Source organism: Chelativorans sp. Marseille-P2723 (genome assembly GCF_902809845.1).
Taxonomy (GTDB): Bacteria; Pseudomonadota; Alphaproteobacteria; order Rhizobiales; family Rhizobiaceae; genus Chelativorans.
This window is the reverse complement of record NZ_CADDWI010000007.1, coordinates 217,300-232,933: the sequence shown is the minus strand read 5'-3', so window position 1 is coordinate 232,933 and position 15,634 is coordinate 217,300. Positions and strand designations below refer to the sequence as shown.

General features: G+C 59.3%; 13 protein-coding genes and 1 tRNA gene. 6 read left to right on the top strand and 8 right to left on the bottom strand.

What is annotated here, in order from left to right:
• The first annotated feature begins 53 nt into the window (after positions 1-53).
• Complete coding sequence (locus HUS57_RS01135) at positions 54-977, top strand: carbohydrate kinase (RefSeq protein ID WP_173931090.1); 924 nt, start codon at positions 54-56, stop codon at positions 975-977.
• Between the two features lie 154 nt (positions 978-1,131).
• Here the strand turns inward: HUS57_RS01135 and cysQ are convergent, their stop codons facing one another.
• The 4 genes from cysQ to HUS57_RS01115 all read right to left on the bottom strand — a co-directional run bounded on the left by cysQ (position 1,132) and on the right by HUS57_RS01115 (position 6,077).
• Complete coding sequence (cysQ, locus tag HUS57_RS01130; RefSeq protein ID WP_173931089.1) at positions 1,132-1,974, bottom strand: 3'(2'),5'-bisphosphate nucleotidase CysQ; 843 nt, start codon at positions 1,972-1,974, stop codon at positions 1,132-1,134.
• Positions 1,947-3,860, bottom strand: coding sequence for a sulfate adenylyltransferase subunit CysN (gene cysN / locus HUS57_RS01125; protein ID WP_173931088.1), 1,914 nt, complete (start codon positions 3,858-3,860; stop codon positions 1,947-1,949). The genes cysQ and cysN overlap by 28 nt, the downstream gene beginning before the upstream one ends.
• Positions 3,860-4,765: a sulfate adenylyltransferase subunit CysD gene (gene cysD, locus HUS57_RS01120; protein ID WP_173931087.1), complete on the bottom strand. Its 906-nt coding sequence runs from the start codon at positions 4,763-4,765 to the stop codon at positions 3,860-3,862. Before cysD ends, cysN begins: the two co-directional genes overlap by 1 nt.
• A gap of 190 nt (positions 4,766-4,955) precedes the next feature.
• The gene (locus tag HUS57_RS01115; RefSeq protein ID WP_173931086.1) at positions 4,956-6,077 is read right to left on the bottom strand and encodes a DegT/DnrJ/EryC1/StrS aminotransferase family protein; all 1,122 of its coding nucleotides are present in this window, start codon (positions 6,075-6,077) and stop codon (positions 4,956-4,958) included.
• Between the two features lie 198 nt (positions 6,078-6,275).
• Here HUS57_RS01115 and HUS57_RS01110 point away from each other — a divergent pair, with 198 nt between their 5' ends.
• Positions 6,276-7,631: a phosphomannomutase gene (locus HUS57_RS01110; protein ID WP_173931085.1), complete on the top strand. Its 1,356-nt coding sequence runs from the start codon at positions 6,276-6,278 to the stop codon at positions 7,629-7,631.
• A gap of 165 nt (positions 7,632-7,796) precedes the next feature.
• Here the strand turns inward: HUS57_RS01110 and HUS57_RS01105 are convergent, their stop codons facing one another.
• Together HUS57_RS01105 and HUS57_RS01100 are read right to left on the bottom strand one after the other, a co-directional pair.
• Positions 7,797-8,876 (bottom strand): DUF2793 domain-containing protein, encoded by a 1,080-nt coding sequence (locus HUS57_RS01105; protein WP_173931084.1) that lies wholly within the window; start codon positions 8,874-8,876, stop codon positions 7,797-7,799.
• A 67-nt stretch (positions 8,877-8,943) separates the two neighbouring features.
• Positions 8,944-9,018, bottom strand: a tRNA-Gln gene (locus tag HUS57_RS01100).
• A 325-nt stretch (positions 9,019-9,343) separates the two neighbouring features.
• On the opposite strand from HUS57_RS01100, the gene HUS57_RS01095 reads away from it, so the two are divergent.
• Both HUS57_RS01095 and HUS57_RS01090 read left to right on the top strand, forming a co-directional pair.
• Complete coding sequence (locus tag HUS57_RS01095; RefSeq protein ID WP_246727681.1) at positions 9,344-11,224, top strand: nucleoside-diphosphate sugar epimerase/dehydratase; 1,881 nt, start codon at positions 9,344-9,346, stop codon at positions 11,222-11,224.
• A 15-nt stretch (positions 11,225-11,239) separates the two neighbouring features.
• Positions 11,240-11,833 carry a sugar transferase gene (locus tag HUS57_RS01090; RefSeq protein ID WP_281409275.1) on the top strand — a complete coding sequence of 198 codons (594 nt, stop codon included), beginning with the start codon at positions 11,240-11,242 and terminating at the stop codon, positions 11,831-11,833.
• Between the two features lie 51 nt (positions 11,834-11,884).
• On the opposite strand, the gene galE is transcribed toward HUS57_RS01090, so the two are convergent.
• Positions 11,885-12,874, bottom strand: coding sequence for a UDP-glucose 4-epimerase GalE (gene galE / locus HUS57_RS01085; RefSeq protein WP_173931082.1), 990 nt, complete (start codon positions 12,872-12,874; stop codon positions 11,885-11,887).
• 274 nt (positions 12,875-13,148) lie between these two features.
• Between galE and HUS57_RS01080 the strand changes: the two genes are divergently transcribed.
• The gene (locus tag HUS57_RS01080; RefSeq protein WP_173931081.1) at positions 13,149-14,057 is read left to right on the top strand and encodes an MBL fold metallo-hydrolase; all 909 of its coding nucleotides are present in this window, start codon (positions 13,149-13,151) and stop codon (positions 14,055-14,057) included.
• A gap of 26 nt (positions 14,058-14,083) precedes the next feature.
• Here the strand turns inward: HUS57_RS01080 and HUS57_RS01075 are convergent, their stop codons facing one another.
• Entirely contained in the window at positions 14,084-14,902 is an 819-nt protein-coding gene (locus HUS57_RS01075; RefSeq protein ID WP_173931080.1) for a DUF1499 domain-containing protein, read from the bottom strand.
• Between the two features lie 252 nt (positions 14,903-15,154).
• Between HUS57_RS01075 and HUS57_RS01070 the strand changes: the two genes are divergently transcribed.
• Positions 15,155-15,511 carry a hypothetical protein gene (locus HUS57_RS01070; protein WP_173931079.1) on the top strand — a complete coding sequence of 119 codons (357 nt, stop codon included), beginning with the start codon at positions 15,155-15,157 and terminating at the stop codon, positions 15,509-15,511.
• The last annotated feature ends 123 nt before the right edge of the window (positions 15,512-15,634 follow it).

Here is a 15,634-nt window from a genome sequence, read left to right as displayed (position 1 = left end):
CGAGGCAGCAGGAGGCTGATTGAAGATTCGTTAGGCGAGAAAGAACAACGGCAATGATCCTGTGTTGCGGGGAGGCGCTGATCGACATGCTGCCTGGCAAAACAGCCTCGGGCGACACGGCTTTCGTGCCTCATCCCGGCGGCTCCGTATTCAACAGCGCCGTTGCGCTCGGACGGCTTGGTGTGCCCGTTTCCCTCTTCTCCGGCATCTCCAACGATCCCTTCGGCCTGATGCTGCAAAAAACGCTTTCAAGGAGCAATGTCGATCTCTCCCACGTTGTGATTTCATCTCGCCCCACAACCCTTGCCTTCGTTACGCTGGAGAAAGGCCAGACCAGCTATCTCTTCTACGACGAAGGTTCGCCAGGCCGCATGCTTACCGAGGCTGATGCTCCGCAGATCGGAACCGACGTCGAGGCCATGCTCTTCGGCGGGATCAGCCTTGCCGCCGAGCCCTGCGGAAGCACCTATGAGACACTGATGGCGCGTGAACATTCCTCGCGCATCATCATGCTCGATCCCAATATCAGGCCGGCTCTTGTCCGTGATGTGGAAGCACACAGGTGCCGGATCGGCCGCATGTCTGCGATGTCGGACATCGTAAAGGTTTCTCAAGAGGATCTTGACTGGCTCACCGATGCCACCCCGGCCGACGCCGCACAGCAGATGTTGGATGCGGGAAGTCTGCTGGTGGTCGTCACCTATGGCGCCGAGGGCGCTACGGCGTGGTGGAGAGGTGGCAGCGTCAGGGTCGAGGCTCGCAGAGTAAAGGTTATCGACACTGTAGGCGCGGGCGACGCCTTCAATGCCGGCCTGCTTGCCGCCCTTCGCCAGGCGGGCCTCCTTTCAAAGGAGCGGCTGGTTGGATTGCGGAAAAGCGAAGCGGCCGCTGCCTTGTCCTTTGCAGCGCGCGTGGCCGCCGCCACGGTTTCCCGCGCAGGCGCAAATCCGCCATGGCGTGAGGAACTTGAGGGATGAGAATTTTCCCGCGCCCCAGGCGCGACGCTGCGCATTGATGCGGTTACACCAATTCCAGGAAAAACATAAACCGCCCCGGAATTGCGAAGAACAAAGGATTATTCCAGCGTTTCCGCGAATCCTGAGCTGACCTACAACGCAGGCGTTATGAAGTTCAGGCTGCCCTTCCCTCGGCAACGAAGAACGGGCTTGTGAAAGCCTCCAGTCCCTCCCCTCCTGCAGGACCGTAGACAAGGGGCGTTCCTTCCAACGTTAGTGCGCGACCGCCGGCTGCACGCAAGACGGCGTCGCCCGCGGCCGTGTCCCACTGCATGGTACGGCCAAAGCGCGGGTATAAATCGGCATCGCCCCGCGCGATCATGCAGAATTTGAGAGATGAGCCGATGGATACGGCCTCGGCACCCGGATAGCGGGCGATGAAAGCTTCGGTCTGCGGCGTGGAGTGGGAACGGCTTGCGACGATTACCGGCGGCGTGCACACGGGCCGCGCCGCGATCTGCCGGCGGTTCTTCACGCTCGCGCCGTCGCTCGTTTCCATCTCGAAGGCCGCGCCCGCGCCGCCGGAATAAAGAAGACCCCGCGCCGGCGCATAAACGACACCGGCTGCCGGAACGCCATTTCTTATCAAGGCGATGTTGACGGTGAAGTCAGGACGGCGGCTTATGAACTCGCGCGTGCCATCGAGCGGATCGACGAGCAGGAACTCGTCACCGCAGACGGGCAGGACACCACCCGAAGCTTCCTCCTCCGAGACGCAAGGGATAGCGCCAAGGGCCCCACGCAGTCCGCTCAGGATCACGCGCTCCGCCTCCCGGTCGGCCGCCGTAACCGGCGAGGAATCGGCCTTTTCCTCCACGGTGAATCCGGCCTCATAGTGCCGCATGATTTCGCGGCCGGCAGCGAGCGCAAGCTCCTCGAACAATGACAGGAGCGCAACCTCGTTCTCCAGCTTCGATTTCGTCTTTGCCGTCAGCAATACCCTCGCTCCCTCAGCCATTCTTCAACTTCGTCGGCTATATCCTCAGGCGCGCGGCCAAGCGTGCGTAGATGAATATCGGCCTTCTCAGGCGGCTCGTACGGCGAATCCACGCCGGTGAAGTTCTTGATCTCGCCCCTAAGGGCACGCGCATACAGTCCCTTTGGATCGCGTTTGGCACATTCCTCAAAAGGCGTATCGACAAATACTTCCACAAACTCGCCGTCCTCCATTAGGTCGCGCGCCATGCGCCGCTCTGCCCTGAATGGCGAGATGAAGGAAACGAACACGATAAGACCCGCATCGGCCATGAGGCGGGCGACCTCGGCCACGCGGCGGATATTCTCCACCCGATCCTCCTCGGTGAAGCCAAGATCACGATTAAGGCCGTGGCGCACATTGTCACCATCGAGAATATAGGTATGCCGGCCAGCCGCATGTAGCTTCTTCTCAAGAAGATTGGCGATGGTCGATTTTCCAGACCCCGAAAGGCCTGTGAACCAGAGAACCGCGGGCTTTTGGTGCTTCATTGCGGCGCGCGATGCCTTGGACACATCCAGCGCCTGCCAGTGAATGTTGGCCGCTCGCCGCAGGGGATGCAGGATCATGCCAGCGCCGACGGTGGCGTTGGTCAGCCGGTCGATCAGGATGAAGGAGCCGGTGGTGCGGTTCTCCTCGAACGGATCGAAGGCGATGGGTGCCTGGAGGGAGAAATTGCAGACGCCGACCTCGTTTAGTTCAAGCGACTTGGCGGCTTCGCGGGCAAAATTGCCGATATTGACCCGGTGTTTCAGGTGGCTGACCGTCGCGCTCACCTCGTCGGTTTCGGTGCGCAGGAGATACATGCGGCCCGGCAGCAGGGCCTGTTCGCCGAACCACACGACATTGGCCGCAAACTGGTCTGCCACCGCGGGACGGGCATCGGCTGCCACCAGCATATTTCCGCGTGAGACTTCCACTTCGTCCTGGAGCACGAGCGTTACCGCCTGCCCCTCGCATGCCCTTTCAAGATCGCCGTCATAGGTGACGATGCGCTTCACGCGCGTGCGCCTGCCGGACTTTGCAACGACCACCTCATCCCCAATGCCGATGGCGCCGGAAGCGACCGTTCCGGCGAAGCCTCGGAACTCATGGTTCGGCCGGTTCACATATTGCACGGGAAAACGGAATGGCCGCGGCCCGGGCGCAGCTTCGTTATCGACCACTTCCAGATGTTCAAGAAGACTCGGTCCCGAGTACCATGGCGTGTTATCCGAACCGCGTGTGACATTGTCCCCATGGCGCGCGGACATGGGGATGGGCACAACCGTGCGAAATCCGAGATCTGCGACAAAGGACCTGTATTCGGCGGCTATGCGCTCGAACACATCCGCATCGAAGTCCACAAGATCGATCTTGTTCACCGCCAGCACGATATGGCGGATGCCCAGCAACGAGGCGATGATTGAATGACGCCGGGTCTGCGGCAGGATACCCTGCCGGGCATCGACCAGGACGACGGCAAGGTCAGCCGTAGAGGCTCCCGTAGCCATGTTACGGGTATATTGCTCATGGCCGGGCGTATCGGCGACGATGAATTTCCGCTTCGCGGTGGCGAAGAATCGATAAGCGACGTCGATCGTGATGCCCTGCTCGCGCTCTGCCTCCAGACCGTCCACCAGCAATGCAAGGTCGATATCCTCGCCATTGGTGCCGTGTCGCCGGGAATCCTGCTCAAGGGCGGCGAGCTGATCCTCAAAAATCAGCTTAGTGTCGAAAAGGAGCCGGCCGATCAGGGTCGACTTGCCGTCATCGACCGACCCGCATGTCAGGAACCGCAGGAGCGTCTTGTTCTCCTGCCCGGCCAGATAGGAGCGGATTCCCGGAGCCTCCGTTTCAGCCAGCGCCGAATCATCCACGTTGAACATTAGAAATATCCCTCGCGCTTCTTTTTCTCCATCGAACCGGCCTCATCACGGTCGATGAGCCGGCCTTGCCGCTCCGAGGTGCGCGAGATCAGCATTTCCGCTACGATTTCTTCCAGAGTGGATGCATTGGACTCGATAGCGCCCGTCAGCGGGTAACATCCCAATGTACGAAAACGCACCATGCGTTCCTCCACCATCTCCCCCGGAAGAAGCTTCATGCGCTCGTCGTCGACGAGAATCAACATGCCGTCGCGGCTCACCACCGGCCGCCGCTGCGCGAAATAGAGCGGGACGATGGGAATTTTCTCCTGCAGAATGTATTGCCAGATGTCGAGTTCGGTCCAGTTGGACAGCGGGAAGACGCGAATGGACTCGTCCTTGGCGACTCGCGTGTTGTAGATCTTCCACATCTCCGGGCGCTGGTTCTTCGGGTCCCATGCATGGCCGGCATTGCGGAATGAGAAAATGCGCTCCTTGGCGCGGCTTTTCTCCTCATCGCGGCGCGCGCCGCCAAAGGCGGCATCAAAGCCATATTTGTCAAGAGCCTGGCGAAGCGCCACGGTCTTCATCACATGAGTGTGGATGTTGGAGCCGTGGTCGAACGGATTGATGCCGTCGCGTACGCCCTCCTCATTGACATGCACCAGAAGATCGAAGCCGAGTTCGGCTGCCATCCGGTCGCGGAATGCGATCATCTCACGAAACTTCCAGGTCGTATCCACATGGAGGAACGGAAAGGGAGGCTTGGCCGGATAGAATGCCTTCAAGGCCAGATGCAGAAGGACTGACGAATCCTTGCCGATGGAGTAGAGCATCACCGGCTTGGAGAAGGTCGCCGCCACCTCCCGCATGATGTGGATGGACTCTGCTTCCAGGCGCTTGAGGTGCGAAAGGGCTTTCGGCATCGGGCAAATTCCTGAATACGCGCTACAAACGGCGCCATATAAACCGGATAGCATTGCTTCATTCGCCTTCTCAAGGCGGCATGATCCAAAGGTCTTTAGCCTGCAATCCGTATTTTGCGCCAACCGCTGCAAATGGGAATTTTTCTTTCCGGTCTCCTTCTGCTCCAGGCAAAAAGAGAGGCGCTCCGGCTCAAGCCTCTTTTACCGCACTGCGGATATTGGCGATGATCCGATCCTGATCGGCCGGCGAAAGATAGGGGTGCATGGGAAGGCACAATATGCGCTCGGGCAGAGTTTCCGAAACCGGTAGCCCATCCGGCGTCCGCGGATATGCAGCATAGGCGGCCTGCACATGCAGCGGCCTTTCGTAATAAACAACGGAAGGGATGCCGTTCTCCTTCAGGCGCGCACGGACCGCATCGCGTACCGGCGTTTCGATTGCATACTGCGCCCAGGCGGAGCGGCAGCCTTCAGGCACTCGCGGCACCCTCACCACGTCGGCCAATGCCTCATTGTAGCGCTGGGCCACCTTCTGACGCAGTTCCATCTCCTCCGGCAATAAGGCCAGCTTTTCTAGCAGAATGGCGGCCTGGATCGTATCCAGCCGCGAGTTCAGGCCGATGCGCACATTGTCGTATTGGCTCTTGCCCTTGCCGTGAAAGGCGATGGAACGCAGAATTTCCATCAGGCTGTCATCATTGGTGAAGATGGCACCGCCATCGCCGTAACAGCCGAGCGGCTTTGCCGGATAAAAACTCGTGCCCGCAACGTCCCCGAAAGCACCGCACATGGTTCCTTTCGCGGAACCGCCGATCGCCTGCGCGGCATCCTCAACGACCAAAAGGCTTTCGCGCGCCGCAATCTTGCCAAGAGCGTCATAGTCGGCGGCAATACCGAAAAGATCGACGGGAATAATGGCCTTGGGAACCAGCCTCCCCTCCTGCCGGATGGCGGCGATAGCGGCCTCAAGACTTTGAATGTCGATATTGTAGGTATCGGCGTCAACGTCGACGAAGACCGGGGAAGCCCCCGCAAGAGCCACGACTTCGGCAGTGGCGGCGAATGTGAAGCTGGGAACGAAGACCGCATCCCCTGGCCCGATGCCGCTTGCCATGAGCGGGATCAGCAGCGCATCTGTTCCGTTGGCGCAAGCGACCGCGTGCTTCACGCCGATATAGGCTGCAATCTTCTCTTCGAACTCGGTGACCTCCGGACCAAGGATGTAGCGGCCTTCGGCAAGGACTTCTCCGAGCCTTTTCTCCAGCCTATCCTTGATGCGTTCGCGTTGTGCGCCGAGATCGATGAACTGCATGATTTCCTGCCTTGCCCTAAGGTACCCAGGTGGTCCATAGGCGGGCGCAAAAGGTTTCGCAACAGAAAGGAATGTTCAATCTGTTACCTGTTTTGTTACCGCAGTTGACCCTTGGACATCCAAATTGCGTCGCAATGCCATTTCATTGGCAACGGGGACGGTTATCATCATCACGAATATCAGGAGAGGACCTGAAGCATGAGCGCTCCCTTCAAGGCGTATGACATTCGCGGGCAGATTCCCAGCGAGGTGAATGTTCCCTTCGCCTACCGCTTTGCTCAGGCACTGAAGGAGGTATTGTCGCCTGCGGCGGTCGTCATCGGCCATGATATGCGTATCGACAGCCCGGCCCTTGCGGGCGCGCTCACACAGGGGCTCCTCGATATGGGCGTCGATGTGCTGCCGGTGGGGCAATGTGGGACCGAAGAGGTCTACTTCCACACCGCCCGCAGTCAAGCGGATGCCGGGCTCATGGTGACCGCCAGCCACAATCCGCCCGATTACAACGGCATCAAAATGGTGCTGAAAGGGGCGGCTGCGGCCACGCCAGACAATGCCTTCAATCCCATCGAACAACTCATGCGCTCCAGCCGAAAGCTTACCTCCGTGGCAAGCTACGGCGCGCGCGGGGAATTGCATCCCGTTTGCGACCGCAATGCCTATGTGGAGCGGCTTCTGGAGGAAGTGGCCGGGCTTGACCTTAAGCCAATGAAAATCGTCACACATGCCGGCAACGGCTGTGCAGGGCCCATCATTGATCGTCTGGAGAAGCATCTGCCCTTCACATTCATCAAGGTCGACCACGAGCCGGACGCAAGGCTTCCAAATGGCGTTCCCAATCCTCTCCTGCCCGAAAAACGCGAAAAGGCGAGCCGGGCTGTCGTTGAGCACGGGGCCGATCTCGCCATTGCCTGGGATGGAGACTTTGACCGATGCTTCCTCTACGATCACAAGGGCCGGTTCGTGGAGGGCTACTATCTGGTTGGCATGATCGCCCGGCGAATGCTGGAGAAGGCTCCCGGCAGCACGATCCTGTATGATCCGCGGCTCACCTGGAACACCATCGATGTAGTGGAAAGCGCTGGTGGTATCGCCAAGCCCTGCCGCACAGGCCATGCCTTCTTCAAGAAGATGATGCGCGACGAAAACGCCATTTACGGCGGGGAGATGAGCGCCCACCACTATTTCCGCGATTTCGCCTATTGCGATTCGGGCATGCTCGCTTGGCTGAATGTGGTGGCGGAATTGACGGTCATCGACGAGCCGCTGGCCGATGTGCTGGAAGAACGCATTGCTAAGTTTCCCTGCTCAGGCGAAATTAACTTTACTGTCGCCGACGCAATAGCAGTACAGGAAAAGGTAGCCGCCCATTACGAGCGGGCAGATCCGCAGCTTGAAACGATCGACGGGCTTGGCATGGTCTTCGACGACTGGCGCTTCAATCTGCGCGCCTCCAACACCGAGCCGCTCCTGCGGCTTAATGTGGAAACGCGCGGGGACAGGAAGCTTCTGGAAGAGAAGGTGCAGGAGTTACGGGGTTTGATAGAAGGGTGACACGCGTCACCGCTCAGGACAACCGGGGGCGAGAAAATCCCGACCGGTGCGGCTAGCAAGCTCAGCTAGCGCAATTCCAGGAAAAACTCGGACGCCGGTTTTCCGTCAGGAACTGCGCTAGAAATGACCTAGATCATTTCATGTTTTATGAAATCCTGAGCTGATCTAGCCAATCTTCATTCCCCAGAAGGCCGTGTGGTCGGCGGCGAAATAGCCGTCGGCTTCGCGGAAGCGCCCCTGCAGCTCAACCGAATCACCGGCCGACAGGGGAGCGACCGTTGAGAGCCACAGGGTGGTCGCCTGTGATTCGTGCGCACCGGAAATTTCGCCGAAGGACCCTCGGATTTCATTTGTTCCGTTCAGGACAAGCCGCCCGCCCATGCGGGCCGCGCTGCCTGCATCACCTTTGTAATGCAGCGATGCGCCGAAAAGGTAGGTCCCGTCGGCGGGAGCAACGAAACGGTTGTTCTGTGCCTTGAAGCCGTTTTGGCCGTTGTACTCTGCATTGTTGATCGCGATTTTCACCCAGTTTCCGACACCTACATAGTTGTCGAAATCGGTGTAGGCCTTGAACCGCGGCAGGGCTGGCAGCGAAACAATGCCGCTTTGCCTGTTCACCTCGATGGACGGGCTCCAGTTGCCCCCATCGCCGCTCACTTTCAGCGAAAAGTCGTCCGAGCCGATGAGCCCTAGCTCAGCGCGACCCGACCATCCTGACTGCATAAGAAGCGACAAGACGTCCGCTTCACCTTCCTTGTTAAGCGTATAGCGCAAGTTGCCATCGCCACCCTCGCCCGATGCCCGTGCGGTCCACAGCGCCCTGTTCAGCTTGGCAGCAAAGACATTCTGGCTGTCGGCTTCCGTGCCAATGCCCAACAGCGTCAAATTCTGCAGTTCCGCGATTTGCGGCTCCGGTACAATCCAGCGTGAACCGTCCCACACCATCATCGTTTCCTCATCCGCGACCCAAGCGCGCCAACCCTGCCGGGGCGCAAGAAAGGTCCAGGCTGCGTCCTGAAACGCTGCTACCTGCCCTTCCCTTCCGCTCCATTCGTTCCGGGCGCCGGCGGCGACGATGTAGCGGTCACCTTCCGCGACCGTGGCCGGCGGTTCAGCCAGATCCCGGTCGAGAACGGCAAGCTGCACAATGTTGTCCAGAAGCAGCAGTGCCTCGTTGTGGGTCACATGCTTTTGGGCCTGGGAAGGCATTATAAACGGGAGTTTCAAGATTGCGGATTCTTCCATGGCCTGTTCCTCTGCTCATCGCGTGAGGAAGGATATGGCCGTGTGAAGAAGCGGGGATAGAAGCTGGTGGCTGGGGCGCCAGGATTCGAACCTGGGAATGGCGGTACCAAAAACCGCTGCCTTACCGCTTGGCTACGCCCCAATCCCGCGCCGCTGCGGCGCCTGAAGCAGATGCCCCATATAAAGATTGTGAACCGTTCGCGCAACGGCCAAAGCGGGGTTCTCACGCAACGCAACCGATCTTTGCATAATGTTGAGTCTGCAGCGAAAATGTTACTGGATACTCCCGGATAACGATGTAACAATAACAAATGGGGTGGCTTGGGGGGCAACTTTCACGCAGGCGGTTCCCAATTTTTTGGGCAGTCCTCACAACCCGATGGAATCCCCGATTTATGGGAATGTTGGCATCATCATTTCCACGAATTCTTTCCTGGCTTCACATGCGATCGCGGCGGGAAAAGAGGATGCTGCTCCTGCTAGCGGATGCTGTGGGGCTGATGTGCGTCATATGGCTCGCATTCTGCTACCGATTCGACCGGCTTTTCGTACCGAATTTTGAGCAGACACTGCTGATTCTCGCCGGGCCGGCCATCGCTATCCCGATCTTCGCCTATATGGGCCTTTACCGCTCTGTGCTCCGGTACCTGCGTGAGCGAGCGATATGGACAATGGTGCAAGCCACCACCTTCGCCACCTTTGCGTGGGTAGCGCTTGTCTTTCTTACCCATTCCTACGGTGCCGAAGGTATTCCGCGCACGATTGCGGTGCTTTACTGGGCGGGCAGCATCGTAGGCGTGGTCGGAAGCCGCTTCGGCGTCAAATGGATACTCGGCCTAGCGGGCCCGCGAACAGCGGAAAAGATAAAAAAGCGCGTCCTCATCTATGGGGCGGGAGACGCTGCGGTGCAGCTCGCCGAAGCATTGAAGACTGCAGCCGACCGGCAGGTAGTGGCCTTCGCCAGCGAGGATTCCCAGCTTCACGGCATGGATATCTGGGGCATTCGCGTCTATCCGGGCGATAGACTGGAAGAGCTTGTGGGCCGGTTGGATATCGAGGAAGTCATCATAGCTTCCGCCACCGCAGGCACACGAAAGCGGCGGGAACTTGTGGCCCGGCTCGGTCGCCATCACGTCAAGATCCGAATCCTCCCACCGATCGCCGACCTTGCCGCGGGCAAGTACCTCGTCAGCTATATTCGCGATATTGACATCGATGACCTTCTTGGCCGGTCTCCTGTGCCGGCCGATCCGCGGCTGATGCAGTCCACCATCGAAGGCCGAACCATACTGGTCACGGGCGCGGCAGGCTCCATCGGTTCGGCGCTCTGCCGGACCATCGCCGGGGCCAATCCTGCCAAACTTGTAGCCCTCGACATCAACGAACTCGGACTTTACGAGCTTGAGCGCGAATTGCGCCAGTATGGCGGCTTTCCCGTCGTGCCCGTGCTCGGCTCGATCACCGATACGGATCTGGTACGCTGGACGCTGGCCACACACGACGTCCAGACGGTCTACCACTGTGCTGCCTATAAACACGTCTCGCTGGTCGAGCAGAACCAGCGCGAAGGCGTGCGCAATAACGTGCTTGGAACGGCTATCCTGGCGGCAGAAGCCTGCGCGGGTGATGTAGAAAATTTCATTTTGATCTCGTCCGACAAGGCCGTCAGGCCCACCAGCGTCATGGGCGCCACGAAGCGCTGGGCGGAATTGATCGTGCGCTACTATGGCGAGAAGGCGAAGGAAGCGGGCAAGCACCGGATTTTTTCATGCGTGCGCTTCGGCAACGTCATCGGCTCCAGCGGCTCGGTCGTCCCTCTCTTCAAGGAGCAGATCGCTGCTGGCGGCCCTGTGACCCTGACGCATGACCAGATGACCCGTTACTTCATGTCGGTGCGAGAGGCCGCCGAACTCATCATCCAGGCGGGCGCCCTGTCCTATGGCGGCGACATACTGACCCTTGACATGGGCGAGCCGATCCGGATTCGCCAGCTTGCCGAGGACATGATCATGCTCGCCGGACTTGAGGTGCGATCCCCCGAGAACCCCGACGGCGACATTGAAATCGTCACCATTGGGATGCGCGAAGGTGAAAAGCTTTCCGAAGAGCTCTTTTATGACCCCTCCGGTGTTGTTGCCACGCGCCACCCCAAGATTCTGCGTGCCAGCGGGCATTCGATTGATGCAGAGCAGGTTCCAGCCATGCTTTCGCAACTGAAAGCGGCACTTGAGCAGGGTGAAGAGGCGCTGTTGCGCCAGGTTCTCTTCACCCTCCTTGACAGCAAGGGCAAGGTTTCACCGCTGCCAAAGGTTCCTGTCTCGGCCACCACTCTTCGCCGAATCGCCTAGACGGAGGTATGTAGCTTGGCTGAGCCGGTCATCGGAACCGCCGCGCGGCAAAGTCGTATTGCCACGGGAGCAAGGCGTGGACTGGATGTTGCCATTGCGATCATCATTCTCCTCCCAGCGCTTCCGGTAATGCTCGTTGCAGCAGCCCTCATTCGCGCGACCTCCAAGGGGCCCGCCCTCTTTGTACAAGAGCGCCTTGGACGCGATTGCGTGCCATTCCGCTGCTACAAGCTGCGCACCATGTATCAGCATACGCCATCCGTGCCCACGCACGAAGCGCACGCCGGGGCCATCACCCCTGTGGGCCGTTTTTTGCGGATGACCAAGCTCGATGAACTGCCGCAGTTGTGGAATGTGATCAGAGGTGACATGGCGCTGGTCGGGCCGCGACCGTGCTTGCCGGATCAGCGCGAACTCATTTCCCACCGGCGGCGGCTTGGAGTGTTTTCGTCACTCCCCGGGATAACAGGCCTCGCACAGCTTCGCGGCATCGACATGTCACAGCCGGAACTCTGCGCCAAGACCGATGCTGAATATCTGACGCGCGGGTCTGTCAGGCTCGACCTGTGGCTGCTCGCGTGCACGCTTCTGCGGCGCCGGCTTCCCTAATGCCATCGAGCAAAGTGGTGTGGTTGCGAAAACAGGAGCTTGGGTTCAGATCTAGAGCCGGTTGCGCTGCCTCAACAGTTCCTCCCATTGCAGCGCGTGTCCGACAATCTCGTTCAAACTGTCGTGCTGGGGACGCCAGCCCAGTTCCGCCATGCAGCGTTGAGGATTGGAGACAACTGCGATTGCATCGCCCGCCCGCCGTCCGGTTCGGATTACCGGGAAGTCCTTCCCCGAGACCTGCTTGACCGCCTCGATCACCTCCAGCACCGAATGGCCACGGCCATAGCCGCAATTGGCAACGAGACTGTCACCACCGTGCCGAAGCCGCTGAAGCGCCAGGTAGTGGGCATGCACAAGATCTGCCACATGGATGAAGTCGCGGATGCAGCTTCCGTCCCGTGTTGGATAGTCCGTGCCGTAAATTTCCATCCGGGCACGCTTGCCAGTAGCAGCCTCACAGGCAACCTTGATCAGATGGGTCGCTCCTTGCGTCGATTGCCCGGTGCGCATCTTCGGATCGGCACCCGAAACATTGAAGTAGCGCAGTGCTGTATAGGTGAAACCATGCGCTGCAGCCGCGTCCCGCAGCATGACCTCCGTCATCAGCTTGGAATGGCCATAGGGCGATTCGGGCCGCAAAGGCGCGTCCTCGGAAACCGCTTCATTGCCCGGCGTTCCGTAGACCGCGGCCGTTGAAGAAAAGATGAAATGCTTCACCCCGCACCGGACGGCGCTTTCGATCAATGCTCGGGATTTCACTGTGTTGTTGAGGTAGTAGCCAAGCGGATCGGCCACCGACTCCGGCACGACGATGGAACCGGCGAAATGGATTACCGCCTCGACCGAACGGCTTTCCATGAGCTCTTCCACCAGCGTCTGATCGGCGATATCGCCTACGACCAACTTCGCCGCTTCCGGAACCGCCCAATCAAAGCCCGTGGAAAGGCGGTCGAGCACGACCACCTCTTCCCCCCGATCGAGCAACTCCCACACCATATGGCTGCCGATATAGCCGGCACCCCCGGTTACCAAGATTGTCAAAGCAACTACCTCACTCCCGGTAAGAGCGGGATGCGCCCCTGAGCCGCCTTCAGCATACTTACAGCATCAGCAGGAAAACCGGAATTGCTTTTGAGAAGCAAGGTAGCATGTTCAGGATATTGCTCTCTCCTTGAGAGCCGAAGGAATGGGCGCTGCTGTTGCCGCAAAAGGCACCAAAAGCAACATGTGGAAAGTTTTCCCACATATCGCCCACCGTCACTACATGCTATGCGGCAATGCCTGTGCGGCTGGCTGCGGAAAAGGCAGGGCGGAAATGGAATTGAAGTTGAACAAGAAGTTTGAGCCGCGGCATGGCGAACTTGTTCCAGTTGCGCCTGGCGTGTGGCGGCTTACTGCTCCGAACCCCAGTCCCTTCACGTTCCATGGCACGAACACCTATATCGTAGGTGGAAAGGGTGCGCTCGCAATCATTGATCCAGGGCCGGAAGACGATACGCATCTTCAGGCACTGCTTCGGGCAATCGGAAAGCAGCCGGTGAGCCACATTTTCGTCACTCATACCCATCGCGACCATTCTTCCCTCGCACGGAAGCTTTCACAGCTTGTAGGCGCTCCCACCGCCGCAGAGGGGCCGCACAGGCCGGCGCGGCCTTTGTGGAATGGCGAGACGAATCATCTTGATGCCGGCGGCGACCGGGATTTTCGCCCGGATATCCTCCTGGCTGACGGTGCGCTTGTCGAAGGCGACGGATGGGCGCTACGGGCGCTCCATACGCCTGGTCACGCCGCAAATCATCTGGCTTTCGGGCTGGAAGGCACCGCGCTCACCTTTTCCGGCGATCATGTAATGGCCTGGTCGACCACTGTCGTAGCTCCGCCAGACGGCGCTATGGCCGACTATATCGCTTCCCTTGACCGATTTATCGAGCGCGAGGACGGCATTCTCCTTCCCGGACACGGCGGACCTGTGTTCAATCCGAAGCAATTCCTGCGTGGGCTAAAAGCGCACCGCAAGATGCGTGAGCGCGCAATCCTCGACCGTCTTTCGGCGGGAGACCGGACGATTTCCGATATCGTCCGCGTCATCTATCGCAATACTGACCCCCGTCTGCATCGTGCAGCGGCCCTGTCGGTTCTCGCTCATCTGATGGATCTGGTCGAGCGCGGCTTGGTTCGTGTTGATGGCACCGCAACCCTCAAGGCCTCTTATCATCTTGGCTGACTGGCGGCCCGCGCCGCCAATGATCATTACGGCACCAAGCTTTCCAGTCGCCGGTCGAGATCATCCAGGAAGCGCTGGACGCGCAGGAAGTTGTCGCCAAGGTCATGTCGGCCGTATCGGGAGACAGAGCGCATCTCCACGTGAACCGCGTCCTCATGCTCCTCAATCCGGATGGCGATGTCCGACGGCAGGCCGAGCAGATAGGATCCGGCGACCGCCTCCAGCGTAACGCTCCCCGAAATCCCTGCCGAAGGCATGGGAGCCAAGGCTGTCCACCCCCGGCTTTCGGCGAGTTCTGTAGCTGCTTCCACCACCGCCTCCCGCGTGTGGTCATAACGCCGGCCGGTCAGCAGCGGGTAAGCTTTCGCCTGAATCGTGGCCGCCTCCCTGTTGAACGCGTGAAGCGGGGCCATTGGAAGCCGCCGGAAGGTTGCGGCACGCAACAGCTGAGGCGGACGGTTGAGATCGGTGGAGATGTCGTTCAATTGTGGATAGACGACGTATCTGTATCCTGCCGCCGCGTAAGGCGTCAGCGCCAGCAGGGAAAACACAAGCCCCATCGCCACGCTTCCTGCTCCCGATAAATCGCGCCTCCAGATTTCGACGGCGCCGCTAACCGCCATGCAGAGACTGCAAAGCGCAAGGGAAAGGCAAAGCCCCAGCAACACGAGAAAGGGCAAGGTGTCGATCAGGCCGAAGCGATGGGACAGTGCGCTGGTAAGAAAAAGCACCAGCGTGAAGGCACCGAGCCTGTGGGACCCTTGCGCGGTGGCGGAAAACCTGCGTATCGAACCTGCGAACATGACACGCCCAATGAAGCTGTTGTTGTAACGATTCGACCGCATGCGGTCAAAGCGTGACCAGCTGCAAATGTTGAGAGCAGCCAGATTGGGGTAGCCCAAACACGGTCGAATCATCAATAATGGGATCTACAGCATCGACCCGGAGCCGGAACCCGTTTCCGGGATGTACGATGTATAGGTTCAATCAGTTACATCAACCTTTTCCTGCGTCCGCGTCGACGTGCGGCGTTGTAATGGAACTTTTGTCACAATCGCGTGTTTCTTGTGGCTTGGCGGGGTGAATGATGGATAGGAATGACGACCTCGATCGCAAAGAATCCCGGCACTCCATCCCTGGAAGTTGTGGAACTTGAGCTTGCTCTGCAACACCAGGACCTTCTAATAACAGGTTTTGAAGGTGCTGTTCGACGGGCATTGGAACGTCTTGGCGGCAGTATCCTTTTCCGCATGCGCATGGACGGCGCATCGGGATGCGACTGGATAGCAGCCGTCGCTTTGGAACGGGGTGGCGCCCCGAAACTGGCAATCGTGGCCCAGCCAATTGATGGCGGGTCGCTGAGAGTTGAAGATGCCGAGACGAGCGATCTGCCAGTCGCCCGACTCGCTACTGCGTACGCCAACCTTATCGGGCAGCTCAAAACGCTACAGTAAGCGGCTGCTTCGCACCTCGGCAGTTCTTGCCAATAGCGAAATCGTCCGCAACCAAATAGATCCCGACCCGAGAACTGTTTTGGTTTTCGGGTCGGGCAGTGCTTGGCATCTAAGGGCGTTTCT